Source organism: Trebonia kvetii, assembly GCF_007827045.1.
GTDB classification, from domain to species: domain Bacteria; phylum Actinomycetota; class Actinomycetes; order Streptosporangiales; family Streptosporangiaceae; genus Trebonia; species Trebonia kvetii.
On record NZ_RPFW01000011.1, the window covers coordinates 41358 to 62846 of the forward strand.

Below are 21489 nucleotides of genomic sequence, written 5' to 3' on the forward strand. Positions count from 1 at the left end.
CAAGTCAACAGCCGGGATCATCCCGAACGGTTGCGTGCTTCGCCCCGCTGGCGAATCAATCCGGGGGCGGGGCGAACCGGCCCGCGGCCGACGTGCGCAGCCCGTCGAGCATCATGCCGAGCAGCCGGTCGGTGTCCTGCGGCGACTGCTCGGTCGCCATCACGATGCCGTGCACCAGGCGCAGCACGTCGTGCGCGGTGACGTCGGTGCGCAGCACGCCCGCCTCCTGGGCGTGACCGAGCAGCCGGTCCAGGGTGTCGCGCATCCGCATCGAGCACACGGAGATGAGCTCGGAATCCCGGCCGAGTGAGTCGATCAGCGCCTTGGCGAGCCCGCGCTTGGTGATCAGGTAGCCCGCGATGGCCCGCACCGAGCCGGCGAACGCCTGCTCGGGCGTCACGTTGCCGATCAGTTCGTCGGCCGTCGAGCAGACGGCGTCCACCTGGCTGCGGAACACGCCGGCCTGCAGGTCGGTCCGCGTCGGGAAGTGCCGGTAGAGCGTGCCGATGCCGACCCCGGCCCGCCGGGCGATGTCCTCGAGCGGCGCGTCCGCTCCGTATTCCGCGAACGCCGCGGTCGCGGCCTCGAGAAGCTTGGCGCGGCTGCGGCGCGCGTCGGCCCGCATCCGGGGTTCTTCGGCCGCGTCGCTGCGGGCCAGATCCATCATGTCCATCGGTAACGCACCCTACCGGCTTGCAAAACGGAGGGACCCTCCGTATAGTAAGCGGAGTGAACCTCCGTATCTTTCCTCATAGTACCTCGGGCCTGGCGCACCGGGAAGCAGATGCCGGAGCTGACCACTCCGCCCGTCCAGCACCGCGCCGCGCGGGCACTCGCCCGGGCGTCGCCCTAGCGATCATGCTCGGCGCGCAGCTGATGATCATCCTTGACGCCACCGTCGTTAACATCGCGCTTCCGCACATCCAGGCCGGGCTGCACTTCTCCGCGACCAGCCTGTCCTGGGTGATGAACGGTTACACGCTGACCTTCGGCGGGCTGCTGCTGCTCGGCGGCCGGGCCGGCGACATCCTCGGCCGCCGCCGCATGTTCCTGGCCGGCATCGGGCTCTTCACCGTGGCCTCGCTGGCCGGCGGTCTCGCGCCGAACGCCGGCGTGCTGCTCGCCGCCCGCGCCGTCCAGGGCGTCGGCGGCGCCCTCGCCTCGCCCGCCGTCCTGGCGCTGGTAGTCAGCGGCTTCCCTGAAGGCAGGGAGCGCATCAGGGCGCTGGCGATCTACTCGGGCGTGGTGACCGCGGGCGGCTCGCTCGGCCTGGTGCTTGGCGGCCTGATCACGCAGTGGGCCTCCTGGCGCTGGGTGCTGTTCGTCAACGTGCCGATCGGCATCGCTGTGGCCGTGCTCACCCCGATGTTCGTCACCGAGACGCCGCGCGTGCCCGGCCGCTTCGACCTGCCGGGCGCCGTCACCTCGACGGCCGGCGTCGCCGCTCTCGTCTACGCCTTCATCAGGGCCGCCTCGGACGGCTGGGGCAACCACGTCGCGATAGCCGCGTTCGCCGTCGCCGCCGTGCTGCTTGTGGCGTTCGTGCTCAACGAGAGGCGGGCGCCGCAGCCGATCACGCCGCTGCGCCTGTTCGCGAGCGCCGCCCGGTCCGGCTCGTTCATCGCGCGGCTGCTGGTCGTGGCGGGCATGTTCGGCATGTTCTTCTTCCTCACCCAGTTCCTCCAGGACGTGCTCGGCTTCGGCGCGCTGCGGGCGGGTATCGCGTTCCTGCCGATGACCTTGCTGCTGTTCGCGGTGTCGAGGCTCGCGCCGCGGCTGATGCCGCGCGTCGGCGGGTGGCGGCTGATGATGCTGGGCATGCTCCCGGTGGTCGCCGGGATGGCCTGGCTGTCGCGGGTGTCGCCGGACACCACCTACTGGTCAGGCGTCTTCGGCCCGATGGTGCTGCTCGGCGCGGGCATGGGCGTGGTCTTCGTCCCGCTGACCACGGCATCACTCGCCGGGGTGGCGCCGCAGGACTCGGGCGCCGCGTCAAGCATGGTCAACGTCATGCAGCAGCTCGGCGGCTCGGTGGGCCTCGCGGTCCTCGTCGCGGTCTTCGGCACCGCGACGCGCGACTCGCAGGCGCACCCGGTCGCGGGCCTGTCCGCGGCGGCGTTCCACCAGCACGTCCTGGCGCACGGCATGTCGACGGCGTTCCTGCTCGCGGCCATCTTCGACCTGGCCGCCCTGCTGGTCATCGCGACCCTGCTCCGCGAGCGGCGCCCCGCGGTGCCAAGCTCGCCCGCCGAGCTAGCCGACGACACCGTGCCGGCGGGCGCCCTTCCCGACTAGCCCTTGCCAGCCCCCCGGTTGCGGCCCGGGCACGTGCCCCCGGCAGGACGCGCTACCCCCCAGCGCGCCCGCCGGGGGCACGCTAGGTGACGACGAGCGGGACCGACTGGGAGTAGCGGACGCGGCCGAAGTACATCAGCTTGACAAGCACCCACGACTCCCAGCCAGGGGCTGCCGTCGCCGGGGCCGTGACGCCGAAGCGCACCGTCGCCGCGCCGCCCGGCTCGACCGTGACCGCCTGGGTCCACGGCGCGGTGGACCGCCAGGTGCCGATGGGGGAGACGAGCTGTGCCTCGCCGCGCAGCTCGGAGGCAAGGCGGCTGGAGACGCGAGCAGTCAGCTCGCCGCTCTCTCCTGGCGCGAGCCGCAGCGCCGGTGTGAGGACCTCAATCTCGGCCTCCTCCGCCAGAGCGCAGACGTCGGCCTGCAGCCGGAAGAACAGCTCCTCGGGCTCCTGGGACGGGTCGGGCGCGCCCGGCTCGCCGACCGTGACGAGCGCGGTGTCCTCGAGCTCCTGCCCGAGCGCGTCGGTGATCCGCGCGGTGACGAAGTACCGCCCGTCCGCGGTGCTGGCCGGCGCAGTCACCGTCACGTCCCAGGCGGCGAACCCGTTCGGCGCGAGGTCATAGGACAGCACTCCGTCCTGCACGGCGGCACTTGCCGCACCGTGGCCGTCCGGGGCGGCCACGCCAGCCAGGCCGTCCGGGTCGTCCGGGTCGGCCGAGCGCCGCACCGCCGCCACCATGCCATCCGGCATGATGATCTTGACCTCTCCGCTGCCGCCAGCCGGGCCGGCCGCGACCGTCAGCGCCAGCGTTGACTGGCCGGACGCGTCCGCGCCGCGCAGCGTGACGCGCGTGGGAGAGAAGTGCACGGCGACCGGCATGTTCCCCGCGGGCGCCGGCCCCTTGCCGTGCAGCCAGTACCGCGTGTAGACCGGCTGGGCCGGCTCGGGAAGCTCCGCTGCGGCGCTGACGCCGGCGCCCGTGCCGGCCTCCTCGCCCGTCCCGGCCGTCGGCCGCACCCGCAGCGTCACGGTCTCGAACGGCCCCAGCGGCACGTACGCGATCCCGTCCACAACCCGGAGCACCGCAGCGTCCTGTCCGTCGTCCGCGGAACCGCGGTCGCCGGGAGGCACCGCGTCGCCGTAGCGTTCCTCGAGCAGGTCACTGAACCAGGCCGCCTCGATGCCGCCGGCCAGGCGCAGCCGGGCGATTGCGGGCCGCCCGTCGGTCTCCCGCAGCCGGACGGTCACCTCGCGCGGCGCCTCCGCCGGGGCTCCGGGCAGCATGGCGGCCAGCGGGTTGCCGACCGGCTTCAGCGCGCTGAGCGTCACGTTCGGCGCGTCGTCGACGGCCAGCCAGCCGCCCACGTGAGGGCCGCCAGCGGCTGCCGGCTCGCCGTCGGCGTCCGCGGGCTCGCCAACCGAAGTCACGGTCGCGATCAGGTCGTGGTTGTACTCCTCGGCGGCCGCGCTGAACCCGGCAGCGCGCCAGTCGAGCCGCGCACCCGTCGATGCGAGCGCATAGCCGAACGTGTGCGACCAGTGCTGCCAGGCGAATGATGACCCGTCGGGCACCGTCCGCCGCTCGCCGTCGATCCACACCCCGCTTGGCCAGCCCGCGCAGGCCCGGAACAGCGACATCCACAGCGTCCCGTCCGGCGTGACCACGCCTCCTGGCGTGCCCCGGTTGAACAGCGCGACCGCGCCGTCCGCGAGCGCGGCGTCCCCAGGCGCGAGCGCGCCGATGTCGGCGACTTCCGCGGGCACCCGCTGCACCAGCAGGTCCCGTATCAGCTCGCGGACCGCCGCCTCCAGCGCGCCGGGATCGGCGGTGGCCACCACGAGCACGGGCAGGTCGCGCGGCCCGCGCAGGTCCGCACCGGGCCCGAATGCCGCGGCGCGTGCCTTGGACGCGGGAATCCACAGCCGCGCCGCGCCGCCGTCGGCGACCAGCTGAGCCAGTCGCTTGGCCACCGCGGGATCGCCGGCCGCGAGCACCTCCGCGGTGAACGCGTTCTCCGACGGGCCGCCGAGCGCGATGCGGAAGTCGGGCAGGTTGGAGTCGAGGTCGAGCCATCCGTACCTGGTGCCTGACGGGCGGGAGCAGGTCGCGGTGGCGCCGGCCCGCGCGAGACCGACGACCAGGTCCCTGATGACCGGCCGGGATTCGGCAGGGACGGTGTCGGGCGTGATGACCTCGGCCACCCCAAGCGCGACGGACACGCCGCCGCCCGGCGCGGGCAGCCCGGCCGGTGACGGCAGCGCCGCCCGCGCGACCGCACCGACGCCGAACCAGTGGTTGGCGGGGTTGTCCAGCGTCCACCAGTGCGCCGCGACGTCTGCCTCAGGCGCACCGAACGGCCGCCCGATCACCGCCGTCGCGGTCTGGTACACCGGCAGGCCGCCCGGCTGATTGGCGGGGAAGCGCACCCGCAGCAGCCGGTTCTTGCCGATCGACCCCGACACGCGGGTGCGGAACTCGACGCGGTCCGCGCCGTGCCACAGCAGCGTCTCCGTCGTCACCGTCAGGTCGCCGAGCGCGTAGTCCGCGACAAGGCGCGAGCCGGCGGGCGAGCGCTGCGCCCGCACCGTCGCCGCCACGGCCGACGCCGCGAGCCCCGGGCCCTTGGGCGACAGGTGCCACGGGCCCTCGTTCCAGCGCGGGTGCTGCTCGTACTCCTCCTGGAGCACCAGGTCGTTGCCCGGCCTGGTCAGCAGCTCCCGCCCGGTGGCCTTGTCGAGCACCGAGGCGAGCGCCCCGTGCCCCGCGGCGCCGGTCACCGCGAAGGCGTCGTTCTCGATGACAAGGCCCTCGACGTCGGCCCAGCCGCCAGCAGACGAGCCAGACGGCTCCGGTGCGGGAGCCAGCGGGTAGCGGAGGTACCCGAGCGGCGGGACGCCGCGGGCGCAGAACGTCAGCGTCACCTCGGCGAGCGACCCGTCGGCGTGCCTGCGCACCCCCTCGGCGAGCGCCGGGACAGGCGAGCCGGACCGGGGGTCGATGACGGCCAGCCACGGGGTGCCCGCGGCGTCGAGACGCGCGGTCGCCGTGACCATACCGTCCCGCTCGCGCGCGAGCCCGTTGACCACCGTGACGGCGAGCCCGGACGAGGCGGTGCCCGCATGGCCGGCGGAGCCGGCGGTGTCCGCATGGCCGGCGGAGCCGGTCAGGAACGCGATCGCGTCCCCCCGCGCCGCGTCGCCGCGCTGCCACGCCTCCCGCCAGCCGGCCAGCAGGTCGAGGTACACCTCGTCGGACTCGGTGCCGGTGATCGCGTCGTGGTGCGCGCCGTACGCGAGCTGCCGCCACGCCTTGTCCAGTGACTCAGCCGGATACGAAGCGCCGCGCAGCCAGGCGACGGTGGCGAGGCGCTCGCCCTCGAGGACGGCGGTCTCCCCGGCCCGCGCGGCGAGCTTGGTGTCGGCGTAGGAGACGTCCTTGCCGGTGTAGACGGGGTTCATGTCGCGCGTCTGCGGCATGATCCAGTACCGCTGCGGCTCGGACTCGGACTGAGCACGCACGGCCGCGAAGAACTCGCGGGGGAGTGCGGGCACGAACCGCGGCCACACGTACCGCTGCGCCCACGCGCGGGAAACGTCGGTCACCCAGCGGGCGGGGATCACGTGGTCGGAGCCGACGGGCAGCATGACGTTGCGCGTCGCGGCGACCGGCGCGAGCGAGCGGAACTGCGCGTACGCCTCGGCGAGGGCGCCGGGCAGGTCCTTGGCCGTGTGCAGCGTCCAGCCGGCGCCGTAGTGGTTGGCCATGTAGGCGGTGAGCAGTCCGGAACCATCGGGGGAGAGCCACTCGAACTCGGCGGGGAACTGCATCCGGCTGTTCTCGGCCGGTCCCCACTGATGGAACGGCCCGCGCGCCCACGACGAAGAGGTCAGCCCCGCGGCCGCCATCAGCCCGGGGAATCCGGGGTCGAACCCGAACGCGTCGAGCATCCACGCGGACGCCGGCTCCCCGTCAAGCACGCCGCGCTGGAAGCCCATGCCGTACACCGCGTTGCGGATGGTGGTCTCCGCGCCGGTGAGGTTGGTGTTCGGCTCGTTGTAGGTGCCGCCGACAAGCTCCACGCGCCCGCCGCGCAGCAGCGAGCGGAGGAACTCCCTGTCCCTGGGGAACGCGTCGAAGTGCGGCTTGAGGTAGTCGAGCTCAGCGAGCACGAACTTGTAATCGGCGTCCCGCCGCGCCTTCTCCAGGTGTAGCCGCACCAGGTCGAACGCGGTCCGCGTGTCAGGCAGGTCCCCGTCCTCGTCCGGCAGCACGAGCCGTGCCTCGGTGAACTGCCCCTGGGTGTTCCACCAGACCGGGTCGTAGTGGAAGTGCGAGACCATCCACATCGTCCAGCCGGTCTCGGCGACCGTGATCGTCGCCGCCTGCTCGGTGCGCCCGACCGACTCGCTCTCCGCGATGACCGTCACGGGCAGCTCGATGCCAGGCGATCCGGTCAGGGCGACGCTCACCTCGCCGGTGCGGCCTACCCCCGGCTCGCCAAGGCTCATCCCGAACGGTTGCGGGGTGTCCGCCCCGGCCCCCACGACCCGCAGTGTCGCCGCCGACCCGGCCTCGGCCGCCGCTGTTGCCTCAACGGTGACCCGGATGACCTGGAGTGCCCGCCCTGAGTGTCCGGCGCTTCCCGTGAACAGATCCGTCGACTCGACCCCAGTGATGCGCATGCCCTCATCGTCGCACGCCCGGGGCACCGCGACGATCTCAAGACGGGCAAATCGGCCTCTCGAAAGAACTCTTCCGAGAGCTCTTGTCAAAACAATCCTTTCGAGCGTAGTGTTTCGAAACATGAGTTCCGAACAGATTCCAGGACAGGGCGCCGCCGGCGCCGGGGCGGAGACCGAGGCCGAGGAGCTGAGCGTCCTCACCGACGCCACCGGAATGCGCGCCATGGCTCACCCGGTGCGGATGGCCCTGCTTGAGCTGTTCGGCTTCCGCGAGACGCTGACCGCGACGCAGGCGAGCGAGGCGCTCGGCGAGTCGCCCGCGAACTGCGCCTTCCATCTGCGGACCCTGGCCAAGTACGGGTTCGTCAAGGAGGCGGGCGGTGGCCGCGGCCGCGAGCGCCCGTGGATGCTGGCCAGCCGGCACGTGCGGATCACCACGGAACTGCCCGACCCGCAGGCGGCGCTCGCCGCTGGCGAACTCGGCCGGCTCATGTTCGAGCGCTGGGTCGAGCGGGCCAGGAGCGTGCAGGGCAGCGCTGCGCCACTGCCGGGCTGGGAGGACGCGACCGGCTGGACGCGCAGTCACGTGTTCCTGACAGCGGCGGAGACCGAGGAGCTGATGGAGCAGATGCGCCTGATGCTCGACAAGTACAAGGACCGGCTGGCCAACCCGGCGCGGCGCCCGGACGGTGCGCGGCCCGTGGAGTGGGCGCTGTTCGCCAGCCCGGTCGCAGACTGGGCCGAGCCGCCCGCCGGCGAAGCGGGCGAGGACGCGCCCAAGTAAAAGCCTGTCCAGCAAACGCGATACATCTTGAACTCATGCCTAAAACGCGATACATCTTAATTAGCGACCCGTGCACCCGGGTCAGCACCAAAGAAGGAGCCCGCCATGTACCCGCAGCTCATGTTGTCCCTGGCCACAGAACGCCGCCGTGACATGCAAGCCGACCTGAACGCGTACCGCCCGATGCCGGCGCGTACCGCGCGGCGCCGCGCACCGCACCTCACCGTGCCGAAGCTCCGCGTCACCTGGTCGTGGACCACCCTCGCCGCCGCGGGCCGGCGTCGCGGCCGCTCCTACGTCATCGTCATCTCGGCGACCCGCACGCAGTAAGCGCCAGCACAGCCTTCGACCAGGCATTGTCTAGCGGCGGATGCGCTCCGTGAGTACTGTGAAGCACATCCCCCGGCGATCACCAGACAATCGAGGAACGCGATGGCCCACCATGACCGCCCGGCCACGTTGCGGGACGTGGCCACGGCAGCGGGCGTGCACCCGGCCACCGCGTCGCGCGCGCTCAACCCGGAGACGCGGCTCCTGGTCAGCGAGGACACCGCACGACGGGTCAGCGAGGCGGCCGACCGGCTCGGCTACCGGCCCAACCCGGTGGCGCGGAGCCTGCGGACCCGCCGCTCGCACTCCATCGGCGTGCTGATTCCCGACCTCAACAACCCGCTGTTCCCGCCGATCGTCCGCGGTCTCGAGGACAGGCTCGCCACCCGCGGCTACGTCGCACTGCTCGGTAACACCGACGCGGACCTGGCCAAAGAACAGCTTGTCTTCGACCAGATGCGCGCGCGGCACGTGGACGGGTTCGTGCTGGCGACCGCGATCGCCGGCAGCCCCATCATCGCTCAGGCCGCCGAGTCCGACCTGCCCGTGGTGCTGATGAACCGCACCGCGCAGGACTACCCCTTCTCGTCGGTCTCGGCGGACAGCGAGGCGGGCGAGCGGGCGGCGGTCGCCCACATGGTCGCACTCGGGCACACCAGGATCGGACACATCGCCGGCCCGCAGGACATCTCGACCGGCGTCGAGCGGCTGCGCGGTTTCCGCGCGGGCATGGCCGCGCACCACCTCCCCGTGGGCGATGACCAAATCGTGTACGCCGCCGGGTACTCCATGGAGGAGGGGCTGCGCTGCGGCAGGGAACTGCTCGCCGCTCGCGGCGACCTCACCGCCATCGTTGTCGCCAACGACTTGCTCGCGGTCGGCTGCTACGGCGCGCTCGACGAGCTCGGGCTTGACTGCCCCAAGGACGTGTCGATCATCGGGTTCAACGACATGCCGTTCATCGACCGGCTCCGCCCGCCGCTGTCCACGGTGCGGTTCCCGCACTACCAGCTCGGCACCGAGGCGGCCACGCTGCTCATCGAGCGGATCGAAACACCGGACAGCCCGCTCAAGATCCTCTTTCTCGCACCCGAGCTCGTTGTCCGCGGCTCGACCGCGCCGCCAGGGACCGCGTCGGAGGCAGGCAGCGCTGTCCCGCTGCACCGCGGCGCCACCGCCGCCCGTCGCGGACGCGGGTAGCGTCAGCGCCGCCTTCGTGTCCGGTTTCGGCCGGATGCAACCGATTGCGGCCGCTTGCGGCATGTATGCCAGATATGCGCGTCATTCATCCGGGGAAGCGGAATCTGCCGTGATATCTCGCCACACACGTCCCAGCGGTTGCCGTTTGCTATGGATTTCTTCTGAGATGTCTCTGAATCTTCATGATAACGAATTGGACATTCGTTATTGACAAACCCGAGCCATCGGGTTCAATCTCACATGCAAACGATTGTAGTCGCCCGCCGTGCACCGCCCCGTGCATCGCGCCGGTCACGGTGGGGTCATTTCGTTGCATTTTTCGCACAACAGGCGGACCCCGCTGGCATAACCCCGAGAGGATGAGCACTCGGAGCCATCCCAAGGGCTCTATTCCGAGAAGCATGAGCGATGAGGAAGGAGGAACCGGGCGTGAGCGCACCCCTCCCCTGGTTCTCCAAGAACGCTGCCACGCTGGGCGCCGTTGCGCTTTCCGTTGGCGTTCTTGCCGCCTGCACCAGCGGCAGCAGCAGTACTCCAAGCACCACGACCAGTTCAAGCAGCGCGACGACAGGAGCCTCGTCGTCGGCGGCCACCTCGGCGAGCGGCTCGCCGTCGTCGTCGACGCCGATCAACATCGGCGCCTCGCTGTCCCTGACTGGCGACTTCTCCGCCGACGGTGTGGCGTTCAAGCAGGGCTATGAGCTGTGGGCCCAGGATGTCAACGCGGCGGGCGGCATACTCGGGCGTAAGGTCAAGCTGACGATCCTCAACGACGCCAGCTCGCCCAACCAGGTCGTCACCAACTACCAGACGCTGATCAACTCCGATCACGTGGACCTCACCTTCGGCCCGTTCTCCTCGCTGCTGACCAAGCCGGCCTCGGCCGTGGCGGCCCGCAACGGGTACGCGTTCGTCGAGGGCGCGGGCGGCGCGCCGTCGGTCTTCGACACTCCCGCCAACCAGGCGGACCACAACGTCTTCGACGTGTCACTGCCGGTCGCGGACTCGCTCATGCCGTTCGTCAACTACATCGCGAGCCTGCCGGCGAGCCAGCGGCCGAAGACCGCCGCGTACCCGATGGCGGACGACCCGTTCGCCGACCCGCCGGTGCAGCTCGCCGAGCAGAAGCTGACGGCACTCGGCGTGCAGCCGGTCTACACCGTGGCACCCTTCGCCGAGGAGCAATCCTCGTACAAGCCGGTAGCCGACCAGGTGGCCAAGAAGAAGGCGGACCTCGTGGTGCTCGGCTCCACCGACGTGCCCACCGTCGCGGCGTTCATGGCCCAGTTCCAGGCCAACCACTACACGCCGAAGATGTTCATCGCCGCGGCGGGCCCCGACCAGGGTGCGGCCTTCACCAGCGCCGTCAAGCCGGGCAACGCCCAGGGCATGATGGTGCCCAACGGCTGGTACCCCGACTACAACGACCCGGCGAGCAAGAAGATGGTCACCGAGTACGAAGCGCTGTACAAGGTCAACGCCTCGGGCGTCAACGCGGACGTGGCGGAGGCCTACTCGGTCGGCCAGGTAGTCCAGGCCGCGATCACCGCGACCGGCGGCACCGACAACCAGAAGATCATCTCCTACCTGCACAGCGCGGTGACGCTGAAGACGGTGCAGGGTGACGTGAAGTTCGACTCGCTCGGCGAGAACAGCGCCGCCGCGGCGTTCATCTTCCAGTGGCAGAACGACGGGACGAAGTACGCGCAGGTGCTGCCGGCCGGCGGGGCGTCCGTGGCGATCATCCCCACGAAGCCGCAGTGGGTCAGCTGACCTAAGAGGTGACATGACGGCCCGCCCCCGGGCCTACGGGGGCGGGCAATGACCGACCAGGACGGAGTATTAATGGTTCTTGCCATCATCGATGGCATCCTCGTAGGCGGTGTCTACGCCCTCATGGCCGTGGGCCTGACGCTGATCTTCGGGGTACTCGACATCATCAACATCGCCCAGGGTGTCCTGGTCATCCTGGGCGCTTACCTCAGCTATTCGCTGTTCACCAAGGCGCACATCGACCCGTACATCGGGCTGCTCATCACGGTCCCCGCGATGTTCGTGATCGGCGTGGTGATCCACTGGGCGTTCATCAGGCGGCTGCGCGGCACCGAGCGCACGTCGATGACCCTGCTGGTCACCTACGCGGTGGGGCTGATCATCGAGGGCGTGCTTTACAAGCTCTACGGCGCCACCAACGTGCAGCTGCTGCCCTCGTACGGCAACAGCAGCTTCTCGCTGTTCGGCAACTACGTGCAGTGGGTGTACGTCTGGGACTTCCTGCTCGCCGTGCTCCTGATCGGCGCCGTCTACGTGCTGCTGTACCGGACACGGTTCGGCCGCAGCGTCCGGGCGACCATGCAGGACCAGACGGCGGCCCGGCTTGTCGGCATCGACGTGAACCGGGTCGCGGCGCTGACCTTCGGCATCGGCGTCGCGGTGACCGCTGCGGGCGGCATGGCCTTCGGCATAACCAACGCGTTCAACCCCAACAGCGGTTATGACCTCATTTCCCGGCTGCTGTCCATCATCATCCTCGGCGGCATGGGCAGTGTCGGCGGCGCGCTCGGCGCGTCGCTGTTCATGCTCACCCTGGAGTCGGTGGTGTCTATCTGGCAGCCGCAGTGGGCGGTGGCCGTGTACTACGCGGCCCTTGTCATCGTGCTGCTCTACCGCCCGACGGGCCTGTTCGGCCAGAAGGCGGTGCGGGCACAGTGACCAGGCACCCACGACACGCGGACGGCCAGGCGGCCGGGCTCGGCACGGCGGTCAAGGGGGGCGCTCTGCTCCTCCTGCTCCTGGCGTTCATCGCGTTCCCGAAGGTCTTCACCAATCCTGCGGTCACCAACTACGGCGTCCTCGCGCTGATCTACGTGACCGCGGCCACCGCCTGGAACATCTTCTCCGGCAACACCGGTTACATCTCCCTCGGCCAGGCCGTGTTCTTCGGCAGCGGCGCCTACGCGATGGGCATCGCGGCCCGCGACTGGCACCTCACGGGGACGACGGTGTTCACGACATTGCCGCTCTGCGGTGCGGTCGGCGCGCTCATCGCGATCCCGTTCGGCCTGATCGCGCTGCGGGTGCGGCGGCACACGTTCATCGTGATCACCATCGCCGTGTTCTTCATCTTTCAGCTGATGGCGTTCAACCTGCCCTTCACCGGCGGGTCGAGCGGGCTTGCCTCGCCGTTCCTCAGCTGGCCGGCGGCGGGCTACAACACGCCCTTCTACTACATCGCGCTCGCCTACGCGGCCGGCTCCATCGCCCTCGCCTGGCTGATCAGGCGCTCCCGGTTCGGCCTGCAGCTGCGGGCGATCAGGGACGACGAGGACCGTGCGCGTGGCCTCGGCGTGCGCGCCATGCGGGTGAAGCTTTCCGCGTTCGTCATCTCCGGCGCCATCACCGCGATGATCGGCGCGGTCTGGTTCTACTACATCGAGCAGGTGGAGCCGCAGACCGGATTCGACCCGATCTTCGACCTCACGCTGGTGCTGATGGCGTTCTTCGGCGGCTACGGCTCCATCGCCGGGCCGGTGCTCGGCGCGCTGCTCCTTGAGCCGCTCACGCTCTGGCTGAACACCCAGCCCGCGTTCAGCGGCGGCTCGGTCAGCGAGATCCTGCTCGGCGCGGTCTTCCTCATCGTGGTGCTGTTCATGCCCCGCGGTATCGTGCCGACCGGCGGCGAGCTGATCACCCGGATCAGGACGCGGGGCCGCCCCGCGGTCGTCCCGGCCGCCCCGGGCGGCCCGCCCGCCAGCCAGGTGCCGCCCGCTGCGTCCGGTTCGTCTTCCGGCTCAGGGCCGTCCGTCGGTTCAGGCCCGTCCGTCAACTCGGGAGGTGCCCGGTGACCGCCCTGCTGCGCACCGAGGGGATCAGCAAGGCCTACGGCGGCGTCCAGGCGCTCGACGGCGCGACGATCGCGGTCGAGGAAGGCACGGTTGCCGGGCTCATCGGGCCCAACGGCTCGGGCAAGACCACCCTGTTCAACGTGATCACCGGCTATGAGACCCCGGACGCGGGGCAGGTGTGGTTCGGCGACCGCGCGATCACCAATCTCGCGCCTGACAAGGTGTTCGCCGCGGGCATCGGCCGGACCTTCCAGCTCACCCGGATTTTCCCCCGCCTCACCGTGATCGAGAACATGCTGATCGCGGCGCAGGCCAGGGACCGGCCGCGGAACCTGCTGTCCTGGTTCGGCAAGGACGCCTGGACGCACCACCGCAGGCACGCGCTCGAACTGCTCGAATTCGTCGGCATCGAGGGACACGCGAACGTGCTTGCGGGCTCCCTGTCCTACGGCCAGCGCAAGCTGCTCGAGCTTGCCTACGTGCTGGTCGCCGATCCGGCGGTCATCCTGCTCGACGAGCCGGCCGGCGGGGTGAACCCGACGCTGATTAACCACATCGCCGACCGGATCAGGCAGCTCAACGCCGAGCAGGGCAAGACGTTCCTGCTCGTCGAGCACAACATGGAGTTCGTCATGGGGCTGTGCTCGGTGATCACCGTGCTCGAATCGGGCGCGGCGGTGGTCAGCGGCCCGCCGGGCATCGTCAAGACCGACAAGCGGGTGCTCGACGCCTACCTCGGCACTGACCTGGACGACCTTGGCGTCGACGACGAGGAGGAGGCCCGATGAGCGGCGAACCGCTGCTCGCCATGGACGGCGTGGTGGCCGGCTACGGCGGCGGCGACGTGCTGCGCGGCGTCACCTTCGGCGTACCCGAGGGTGCCATCACCTGCGTGGTGGGGCCGAACGGCGCGGGCAAGTCGACCGTGATGCGGGTGATCAGCGGCCTGCTCCGGCCGCGTCTCGGCACCGTGACGCTGCGCGGCGAGAAGCTCAACGGCAAGACGCCCCGGCAGATCCTGGACCTCGGCGTGGTCCAGGTGACGCAGAACCACAGCCTGTTCAAGGACATGACGGTCCACGAGAACATCGACCTCGGCGGCTACACGATCAAGGACCGGTCGACGGTCGGCAAGCGTATCGACGCGGTCTACGACCTGTTCCCCCAGGTACGCGGCTGGGCGGGGATGAAGGCCGGGTCGCTGTCCGGCGGCCAGCAGCGGCTGGTGGAGTTCGCCAGGGCGCTGATGCTCGACCCGGTGCTCATCCTGCTCGACGAGCCGTCCATGGGCCTGTCGCCGCTGGTGCTCAAGTCGGTGTTCGACGCGGCCCGGCAGATGAACGCGAGCGGCGCGACCGTACTGCTCGTCGAGCAGAACGCGCGCGCCGGGCTCAAGCTGAGCCAGCACGGCGTGGTCATGGAGAACGGCACCGTCCGGCTGGCCGGAACGGGCCGCGAGGTCCTTGAGCACCCGGAGATCGGCGAACTTTATCTGGGCGGGACCGTGAAGAAAATCTGAACCATCTCAGAGATAGTTCAGAAATTGTTAACAATGATGCGGTTGTCTCCTCACGCCAAGGCAACAGCCGGAACATTAGAGGTCATTTGTCGGAAAGTGCACCGATAAACGCACTAAGGTGGCCTCAGCGGAATGTCTGCGGCACCTTCCGGGCGGTGCCGGGTGGCAAGACGCTTAGCGGCAGTTGGACGCGCGAGTCTCTTCGCGTCCGTTTTTTCAGCGGCAGGACGTGCGAGAACATCGCTTTTTCCAGCGAGGACACTGACTAATGGGAACCCATGGTGCTGCGAGCACGAGACCACGCGCGCTCCCGCCCGCCCAGCGGGCGACGGAATCGGCCGCCAATCCGACGCGGGCCAGCAGGCCCGGCCTGAACCTGGCCGAGTGGCCGGTGGCCCGCAGGCTCTTCGCCGTCATTGTGGCGGCGCTGCTGATGGGCCTGATCCTCGGCGGGCTGCGGGTGGCCGACGCCGAGTCGAGCGCCACCCAGTTCAGCCGCGTGTCCCAGCTCGCGCAGCTCTCGCAGCAGCTCACGATCATGGTCGACGACCTGCAGAACGAGCGTGACGCGACGCTCAGCCTGCTGATCTCGGGCCAGTCCAAGACGATGACGCCGTACTACGATGCGACCAACGCCGAGGCGAACACCGTCAAGGCGCTGGCCAACGGCATCGGCGGCGCCTATCCGGTCAACATCAGGAACGACGCCGCCGCGGTCCTCGCCGACATCAGCACCCAGCGCATCGGCGTCCTGCACTCATTGGTCAACCCCCTTGCGCCGGCGAACGAACTCGCGGTCATCGCCGACTACGGCGCCGACATCAGCGACCTGATCACCCTGTCGGACCAGGTCGCCCAGGGCGTCGCCGACTCCTCGCTGGCCAGCGACGTCCGCGCGCTCAACGCCCTGTCGCTCGCCAAGGAGCAGGTGTCGCGGCAGCGTGCCCTGCTCAACTACAGCTTCTCCGCCCCGCCAGCCGTCGGGGCGGTGGACGACAATACCGCCGGCGCCCTGCCGATCGCGTCGAACGGCGAGCTCACCGAGGAGGCGGCGTTCCAGCAGTCGGCCACGGCAGCCGAGCGGGCCTTCTTCACCGACGCGCTGAACAAGCCAGACATCTCCCTGGCCCAGGACATCGAGATGAACGTCCTCGGGAACCTGAGCGACCCGACCGTCCACCTGGTGGACGACGTCAGTGCCGTGGGCACGGACGTGCAGATCGCACAAGGCACCGCCCCCGGCTCCGCGGACAACAAGAAGTACCACCTCGACCAGGGGATCATGCCGCCGATGACCCTCCCGCAGGGCCAGGCGGTCTGGACCGCGGGCATGGGCGACGCGATGAAGGCGCTGCAGGCCACCGAGGGCATGATCGCGGATAACATCGTCACCCGCGCCGGCCAGCTCCACTCGAACGCGCAGCAGTCCGCGCTCACCTTCGGCATCATCACCGTGGCCGTGCTGCTCCTCGTCATGCTCGCCGCGGTGCTCGTGGCCAGGTCGCTGGTCCGCCCGCTGCGCCGGCTGCGGGCGGGCGCGCTGAACATCGCCTCGGTCCAGCTGCCCGAGCGGGTCCGGCTGCTGTCGGACAACCCGGACTCCGCGGCGACCATGGAGGTCGCGCCGATCAACGTGACCACGCGGGACGAGATCGGCCAGGTCGCCCGCGCGTTCGACCAGGTGCACTCCGAGGCGGTCCGGCTGGCCGGCGAGCAGGCGCTGCTGCGGTCGAGCTTCAACGCGATGTTCGTCAACCTGTCGCGCCGCTCCCAGTCGCTCATCGAGCGCCTGGCGCGGATGATCGACAACCTGGAGCAGACCGAGGACGACCCCAACCGCCTCGGCAGCCTGTTCTCCATGGACCACCTGGTCACCCGAATGCGGCGCAACTCGGAGAACCTGCTGCTGCTCGCCGGGCACGAGAACCCGCGCAAGTGGTCGGACCCGGTCCCGCTCGCCGACGTGGCGCGCGCCGCCACCTCGGAGATCGAGCAGTACAACCGGGTCGCGCTGACCATCGCGCCTGGCATCTCGGTGGTCGGCCAGGCCGTGTCCGACGTGGTGCACCTGCTCGCCGAGCTGGTCGAGAACGCCACCATCTTCTCGCCCAAGGACACCCAGGTCATGCTCACCACCAGGGAGCTAACCAGCGGCGGTGTGCTGATCGAGATCATCGACCAGGGCATCGGCGTCTCGGAGAGCCGGCTCGCGGACATGAACTGGCGGCTCGACAACCCGCCGACGATCGACGTGTCGGTCTCCAGGCACATGGGCCTGTTCGCCGTCGCCCGGCTCGCCGAACGGCACCGGGTCCGGGTGCGGCTGCGGGCCGCGTCGCCGCAGGGCGTGTCGGCCCTGGTCTGGCTGCCGGACAGCGTGATCGAGCGGGTGAGCACTGACACCGGACAGTGGGCCGCGCGTGCGGCGGCCGGTCTGCCGGTACGCACGCCGCGTGGCCAGGACGGCCCGGCCATCCCCGCGGCCGCTGTCCCCGCGGGGGGTCCCTCCTTCGGCCACGGCGGCACGCTGCCGGTGCGGTCGGCGGAGCAGGTACGCAGCCGCCTCACCGGGTTCCAGCGCGGAGCACGCCGGGCGGAAGGCCAGGGCAACGGCCACAACGGTCAGGACACCGGCCCGAACGGCCATAACGGCCAGAACGGCCACAGCGGCCAACCGCCGCGCGCGGGAGAGGGGACTCTGAGTTGAGCTACGTCTACCGCCAGGACCTGAACTGGCTCGTCAGCGACTTCACGGCGCGGGTCGCCGACGCCGCGCACGCGGCCGTCGTCTCCGCCGACGGCGTGCCGCTCGCCCTGTCCGACGACATCCCCGAGTTCTTCGCCGAGCAGCTCGCGGCCATCACCTCCGGCCTCGCCAGCCTGATGCAGGGCGCGGCCCGGATCTTCGAGGCGGGCTCGCCGACGCAGGCGCTGGTGGAGATGCAGTGGGGCCTGATGGTCGTCAAGTCGATCAGCGACGGTTCCAGCCTGTGCGTGCTCGCCGCGCCCGACTGCGACACGGAGCTCATCTCTTACGAGATGTCCCTGCTCGTCGAGGCCGTCGGCGAGGTACTGTCTCCCGCCCTGCGTGGCGGGAGACAGCGGTATTAGCTAGCCGTCGCGGTAGCGGGCAGCGCCAAATCCGCGCTGCCTTGCGCTTCGCCGCGCCACCAGTCCTGGCCCGCTGCGGGGAGCAGGTGGATTGGGTCGTAGTACGGGTACTCGCGGTCGAGCGCGAGCGGGTCGTCGCTCTCGAGCGCGGTCCGGTAAGACTTGGTCCAGTACGAGACGCCGCGTTCCGCGTCATACCTGGCCACCTGGTGCACCCAGCGCTTGCCCACGTACGGCACGTCGCAGACCACTCGGGGCGTCGCGAAGCCCGGCAGGTAGCCCATGATCGCCGACTGCAGCGCCTGCGCCTCGGCGACGGTCAGCCGCCAGTGCTCGGCGCCGGGGATCATGTCGCACATATAGAAGTAGTACGGCGTGATCGACGCCTCATCGAGCAGCGCGAAGCACAGGTCGAGCAGCGCGCCCGCCGAGTCGTTCACGCCGCGCAGCAGCACGCCCTGGTTGCGCACGTCGCGCATGCCCGCCTCGAGCAGCGCCCCCGCGGCCCGCGCCACCAGCGGCGTCACCGACTGGGCGGCGTTGACGTGCGTGTGCAGGGCGAGCGACACGCCGCGCGAGCGTGCCGTCGCGGCCAGCCGTCCGACCCCAGCGAGGACGTCAGGCGACAGCCAGTGCTGCGGCAGCCCCATCAGCGCCTTGGACGCCAGCCGGATGTCGCGCACCGACTCGATGTCCATCAGCGCGGACACGAACGCCTCCACCCGCGGCCAGGGCAGGTTGGCCACGTCGCCGCCGGACACCACCACGTCCCGCACCGTCGGCGTACGCCGCAGATAGTCGAGCATCGCCTCGAGCCGGTCGTCGCGCGCCATGGTGAACTTGTGCTTGTCCCAGGACGCCGTGGGGTTGCCGACCAGGTCCATCCGGGTGCAATGCCCGCAGTACTGCGGGCAGGTCGGCAGCAGCTCCGCGAGCACCTTGGTCGGGTAGCGGTGGGTCAGCCCCTCGACCGCCCACATCTCCGCCTCGTGCAGCGAGTCGCGCGCGGCGTAGGGGTGCGACGGCCAGTCCGGCCGCCGGTCGCTGGCCACCGGGAGCATGTAGCGGCGCACCGGGTCGCCGTACCAGGCGTCGCTGAACGCGGCGTCCGAGGCCGCCACGGCGGGCGCGATCGTGTTCAGCATCTGCGGCGGGATGAGCATGGACATCGTGGCGTGCTCACGCTGGTCCCGCTCCAGGTCGGCGAGAAACGCCTCGGACAGCCCGCCGCCCGTCACGTCGCGCAACTGGCGCAGGTTCTTCACCGAGTGGGCCCGCTGCCACTGCGCGGACTCCCACTCCTGCGACGTCACCGCGGACCACCCGGGCAGCCGCCGCCAGTCCGGTTCCGCCAGCTCACGTCGCTGGTATCGGTAGGGCTGCTCCACCATCCGGCCTCCTGCGCCACTGAACTCAGTATTTGCGTTATACCCTGCCAAGTCAGAAAAAAATACAGGAGAACGGTAACCAGAACAAAGATTTTCCCGAACGCGTGCGGGTCTACGCACGCACCGTCACCGGCTGACCCGGAGGAGCGGCCGGCGTATGCTCGGGCGATGACCCCGGAGCAGGAGGCCACGGTCAGGTCCGAGGCCCTAGCCGGAGCCGAAACGCTGGCCAGACCCGAGACCTCCGTTGCGCCCGAGGCCCTGGTCAGGTCCGCCACCGCATGGGCGCCCGTGCCCTTCGTCCCCGAGGTCAGGCTGCTCACCGCCGCCGAGCCGTTCGGCCTGTGGGACCGCACGCGGCGCGACGCGCCGCCGTTCTGGGCGTTCCCCTGGGCGGGCGGCCAGGGGCTTGCCCGCTACCTCCTGGACCATCCCGAGACGGTGGCCGGCCGCCGCGTGCTCGACGTCGCCTCGGGCTCGGGACTCGTCGCCATCGCGGCCGCGAAGGCGGGCGCCGCCGCGGTGACCGCCGGCGACATCGACGATCACGCCCTGGCCGCGATCGCGCTCAACGCGGCCGCCAACGACGCGGCCTGGATCATCCCGCGCCGCCTCGATATGGCCCTGCCTGACCGGGAAACGGGCGCCCTGGGGGGCCGGGACGGCCGCACGGACGCACCTCAGGTCGTGCTCGCCGCCGACGTGTTCTACCAGCGCGACCTGGCCGCCACCGCGTTGCGCTTCCTGCGGGAGGCCAGGGACGGCGGCGCCGACGTCCTAGTCGCCGACCCGGGCCGCGCCTTCGTCCCCGCCGGGTCGCTCAACGCGCTGCTGAGCTACGACATCCCGGTGCTGACCGTGCTCGAGGACGCCCCGGTCAAGCGGGTCACCGTCTACCGCCTGCCCTAGACAGACTCACTGGTCCTCGTCTGGGTTACGCCCCGCCGACATTGGTGCCGGCCCCTATGGCGCGCCGCCCGGCCCGCGTCTAGCGTTACAGCAGTGGCGGGGGAACCCGCAGGGAACCGGAACGCGCGGTGAAGGGCGGATCAGGTGGAGTACGAGCGGGGCCGCAAGGAAGGCGTGCCGTCCAACGTAGGGCCCAAGCCGACGTTCACCGGGAACGCGATGCAGGACGCGCTGCTCGACGACGGTGACAGGGGCCAGGTCCGGGTCTACAGCGTGGTATTCGAGCCGGGCGCGCGGACCTACTGGCACTCGCACGCCGCCGGGCAGACGCTGCTCATCGCCAGTGGGCGGGGCATGGTGCAGAACAGGGACGGCGACCGGCGGATCGTCGGGGCCGGCGACGTGGTCTGGGCCCCGCCCGGCGAGGTGCACTGGCATGGCGCGGCGCCCGACTCCTTCCTCAGCCACACCGCGGTCTCCCTCGGCCTCACCAGCTGGCACGAGGAAGTCGGCGAGGAGCAGTACAGAAGCGCGTTCGAAGGCCAGTGATGGCCGCTGCCGCACCCGGCCCGCACAGCGGGGCACGGGAGGTACTCGCGGTCAGGTACGGGCGCCGCGTCACCAGCCGCGCGGAGAGCTACCTCAACTTCCACCTGTACGGCGAGCCGGACGCGCCGCTGGACATCGACTACTTCTTCTGGGTGATCCGCGAGCCAGGGGGAGCGGTCACCCTGGTCGACACCGGGTTCGCACCGGAGACCGGCGACCGGCGCCGCCGGGCCCACTGGGCGACGCCCGCAGACGCGCTGCCCGGTCTTGGCATCGCGCCCGATGACGTCACGACCGTGGTGATCAGTCACGCGCACTGGGATCACATCGGCAACCTCGGCCAATTGCCCCGCGCGGCCATCGTCATGGCTGAGGCCGAGTACGCCTTCTGGACTTCGCCCATGGCCACCCGCGCGCAGTTCGCGGCGCACGCGGAACCGCAGGAGATCGCCCTGCTCGCCACGGCCCGCGCCGAGGGCAGGATCACCCTGTTCACCGGGCAGCACGCGCTGGCGCCCGGCGTGGACCTGATCGAGGTCGGCGGGCACACGCCCGGCCAGCTGATCGCCACGGTGTCGACAGGGACAAGGGCGAGATCCGCCGGCACAGTGGTGCTCGCCTCGGACGCGCTGCACTTCTACGAGGAGGTCGAGCGGGACCGCCCGTTCGCGATACTCGCCGACCTGCCAGGGATGTACCGCGCCTACGACACCCTCGCCCAGCTGGCCAGCCAGCCGGGCACGCACCTGGTCGCCGGGCACGACCCGGCGGTGCGCGCCAGGTTCGAGCCGTGGAGCTCGCCGTCAGGCGCTGACGGCGAGCTCCAGGTCACCGACCTGAGCCGGCCCGTCGCCCGCTAGGTGGCCTCG

Annotated in this window: 17 protein-coding genes; 14 read left to right on the top strand and 3 right to left on the bottom strand. The window is 70.6% G+C overall.

Annotated elements, in window-relative coordinates; genetic code table 11:
- Positions 1–55 precede the first annotated feature (55 nt).
- Entirely contained in the window at positions 56–673 is a 618-nt protein-coding gene (locus tag EAS64_RS39995) for a TetR/AcrR family transcriptional regulator (protein WP_222849968.1), read from the bottom strand.
- Between the two features lie 56 nt (positions 674–729).
- On the opposite strand from EAS64_RS39995, the gene EAS64_RS40000 reads away from it, so the two are divergent.
- Positions 730–2295: an MFS transporter gene (locus tag EAS64_RS40000; protein WP_246116112.1), complete on the top strand. Its 1566-nt coding sequence runs from the start codon at positions 730–732 to the stop codon at positions 2293–2295.
- Between the two features lie 82 nt (positions 2296–2377).
- Here the strand turns inward: EAS64_RS40000 and EAS64_RS40005 are convergent, their stop codons facing one another.
- On the bottom strand, positions 2378–6985 hold the full coding sequence (locus tag EAS64_RS40005) for a glycoside hydrolase family 38 N-terminal domain-containing protein (RefSeq protein WP_187366527.1): 4608 nt from the start codon (positions 6983–6985) through the stop codon (positions 2378–2380).
- A 121-nt stretch (positions 6986–7106) separates the two neighbouring features.
- Here EAS64_RS40005 and EAS64_RS44270 point away from each other — a divergent pair, with 121 nt between their 5' ends.
- The 10 genes from EAS64_RS44270 (at position 7107) to EAS64_RS40055 (ending at position 17774) form a co-directional block, all read left to right on the top strand.
- Positions 7107–7769: a winged helix-turn-helix domain-containing protein gene (locus EAS64_RS44270; RefSeq protein WP_187366528.1), complete on the top strand. Its 663-nt coding sequence runs from the start codon at positions 7107–7109 to the stop codon at positions 7767–7769.
- A 105-nt stretch (positions 7770–7874) separates the two neighbouring features.
- Positions 7875–8099: a hypothetical protein gene (locus tag EAS64_RS40015; RefSeq protein ID WP_145861941.1), complete on the top strand. Its 225-nt coding sequence runs from the start codon at positions 7875–7877 to the stop codon at positions 8097–8099.
- 138 nt (positions 8100–8237) lie between these two features.
- A complete protein-coding gene (locus EAS64_RS40020) occupies positions 8238–9299 on the top strand; it encodes a LacI family DNA-binding transcriptional regulator (protein WP_222849969.1) in 1062 nt (353 codons plus the stop codon).
- A gap of 429 nt (positions 9300–9728) precedes the next feature.
- Positions 9729–11072: an amino acid ABC transporter substrate-binding protein gene (locus tag EAS64_RS40025; protein ID WP_187366529.1), complete on the top strand. Its 1344-nt coding sequence runs from the start codon at positions 9729–9731 to the stop codon at positions 11070–11072.
- A gap of 48 nt (positions 11073–11120) precedes the next feature.
- The gene (locus EAS64_RS40030) at positions 11121–12011 is read left to right on the top strand and encodes a branched-chain amino acid ABC transporter permease (protein WP_145861944.1); all 891 of its coding nucleotides are present in this window, start codon (positions 11121–11123) and stop codon (positions 12009–12011) included.
- Entirely contained in the window at positions 12008–13144 is a 1137-nt protein-coding gene (locus EAS64_RS40035; protein ID WP_187366530.1) for a branched-chain amino acid ABC transporter permease, read from the top strand. The genes EAS64_RS40030 and EAS64_RS40035 overlap by 4 nt, the downstream gene beginning before the upstream one ends.
- Positions 13141–13932: an ABC transporter ATP-binding protein gene (locus tag EAS64_RS40040; RefSeq protein ID WP_145861946.1), complete on the top strand. Its 792-nt coding sequence runs from the start codon at positions 13141–13143 to the stop codon at positions 13930–13932. Before EAS64_RS40035 ends, EAS64_RS40040 begins: the two co-directional genes overlap by 4 nt.
- Positions 13929–14663, top strand: coding sequence for an ABC transporter ATP-binding protein (locus EAS64_RS40045; RefSeq protein WP_145861947.1), 735 nt, complete (start codon positions 13929–13931; stop codon positions 14661–14663). The genes EAS64_RS40040 and EAS64_RS40045 overlap by 4 nt, the downstream gene beginning before the upstream one ends.
- Positions 14664–14931: 268 nt before the next feature.
- Complete coding sequence (locus tag EAS64_RS40050) at positions 14932–17370, top strand: sensor histidine kinase (protein WP_145861948.1); 2439 nt, start codon at positions 14932–14934, stop codon at positions 17368–17370.
- Entirely contained in the window at positions 17367–17774 is a 408-nt protein-coding gene (locus tag EAS64_RS40055; RefSeq protein WP_246116113.1) for a roadblock/LC7 domain-containing protein, read from the top strand. Before EAS64_RS40050 ends, EAS64_RS40055 begins: the two co-directional genes overlap by 4 nt.
- On the opposite strand, the gene EAS64_RS40060 is transcribed toward EAS64_RS40055, so the two are convergent.
- On the bottom strand, positions 17771–19165 hold the full coding sequence (locus EAS64_RS40060; protein WP_145861949.1) for a KamA family radical SAM protein: 1395 nt from the start codon (positions 19163–19165) through the stop codon (positions 17771–17773). The genes EAS64_RS40055 and EAS64_RS40060 overlap by 4 nt on opposite strands.
- A gap of 165 nt (positions 19166–19330) precedes the next feature.
- On the opposite strand from EAS64_RS40060, the gene EAS64_RS40065 reads away from it, so the two are divergent.
- From EAS64_RS40065 to EAS64_RS40075, 3 genes are all read left to right on the top strand, one after another.
- A complete protein-coding gene (locus EAS64_RS40065) occupies positions 19331–20071 on the top strand; it encodes a class I SAM-dependent methyltransferase (RefSeq protein ID WP_145861950.1) in 741 nt (246 codons plus the stop codon).
- 144 nt (positions 20072–20215) lie between these two features.
- Positions 20216–20620 (top strand): cupin domain-containing protein, encoded by a 405-nt coding sequence (locus tag EAS64_RS40070; protein ID WP_222849970.1) that lies wholly within the window; start codon positions 20216–20218, stop codon positions 20618–20620.
- Positions 20620–21480: an N-acyl homoserine lactonase family protein gene (locus EAS64_RS40075; RefSeq protein ID WP_145861951.1), complete on the top strand. Its 861-nt coding sequence runs from the start codon at positions 20620–20622 to the stop codon at positions 21478–21480. Before EAS64_RS40070 ends, EAS64_RS40075 begins: the two co-directional genes overlap by 1 nt.
- Positions 21481–21489 lie beyond the last annotated feature (9 nt).

What these genes read in the sequence shown, in the direction of transcription:
- EAS64_RS44270 (WP_187366528.1), top strand. Translation starts at nt 7,107, where the DNA reads ATGAGTTCCGAACAGATTCCAGGACAGGGCGCCGCCGGCGCCGGGGCG.
- EAS64_RS40030 (WP_145861944.1), top strand. Translation starts at nt 11,121, where the DNA reads ATGACCGACCAGGACGGAGTATTAATGGTTCTTGCCATCATCGATGGC.
- EAS64_RS40015 (WP_145861941.1), top strand. Translation starts at nt 7,875, where the DNA reads ATGTACCCGCAGCTCATGTTGTCCCTGGCCACAGAACGCCGCCGTGAC.
- EAS64_RS40075 (WP_145861951.1), top strand. Translation starts at nt 20,620, where the DNA reads ATGGCCGCTGCCGCACCCGGCCCGCACAGCGGGGCACGGGAGGTACTC.
- EAS64_RS40005 (WP_187366527.1), bottom strand. Translation starts at nt 6,985, where the DNA reads ATGCGCATCACTGGGGTCGAGTCGACGGATCTGTTCACGGGAAGCGCC.
- EAS64_RS40045 (WP_145861947.1), top strand. Translation starts at nt 13,929, where the DNA reads ATGAGCGGCGAACCGCTGCTCGCCATGGACGGCGTGGTGGCCGGCTAC.
- EAS64_RS40050 (WP_145861948.1), top strand. Translation starts at nt 14,932, where the DNA reads ATGGGAACCCATGGTGCTGCGAGCACGAGACCACGCGCGCTCCCGCCC.
- EAS64_RS39995 (WP_222849968.1), bottom strand. Translation starts at nt 673, where the DNA reads ATGGACATGATGGATCTGGCCCGCAGCGACGCGGCCGAAGAACCCCGG.
- EAS64_RS40065 (WP_145861950.1), top strand. Translation starts at nt 19,331, where the DNA reads ATGACCCCGGAGCAGGAGGCCACGGTCAGGTCCGAGGCCCTAGCCGGA.
- EAS64_RS40060 (WP_145861949.1), bottom strand. Translation starts at nt 19,165, where the DNA reads ATGGTGGAGCAGCCCTACCGATACCAGCGACGTGAGCTGGCGGAACCG.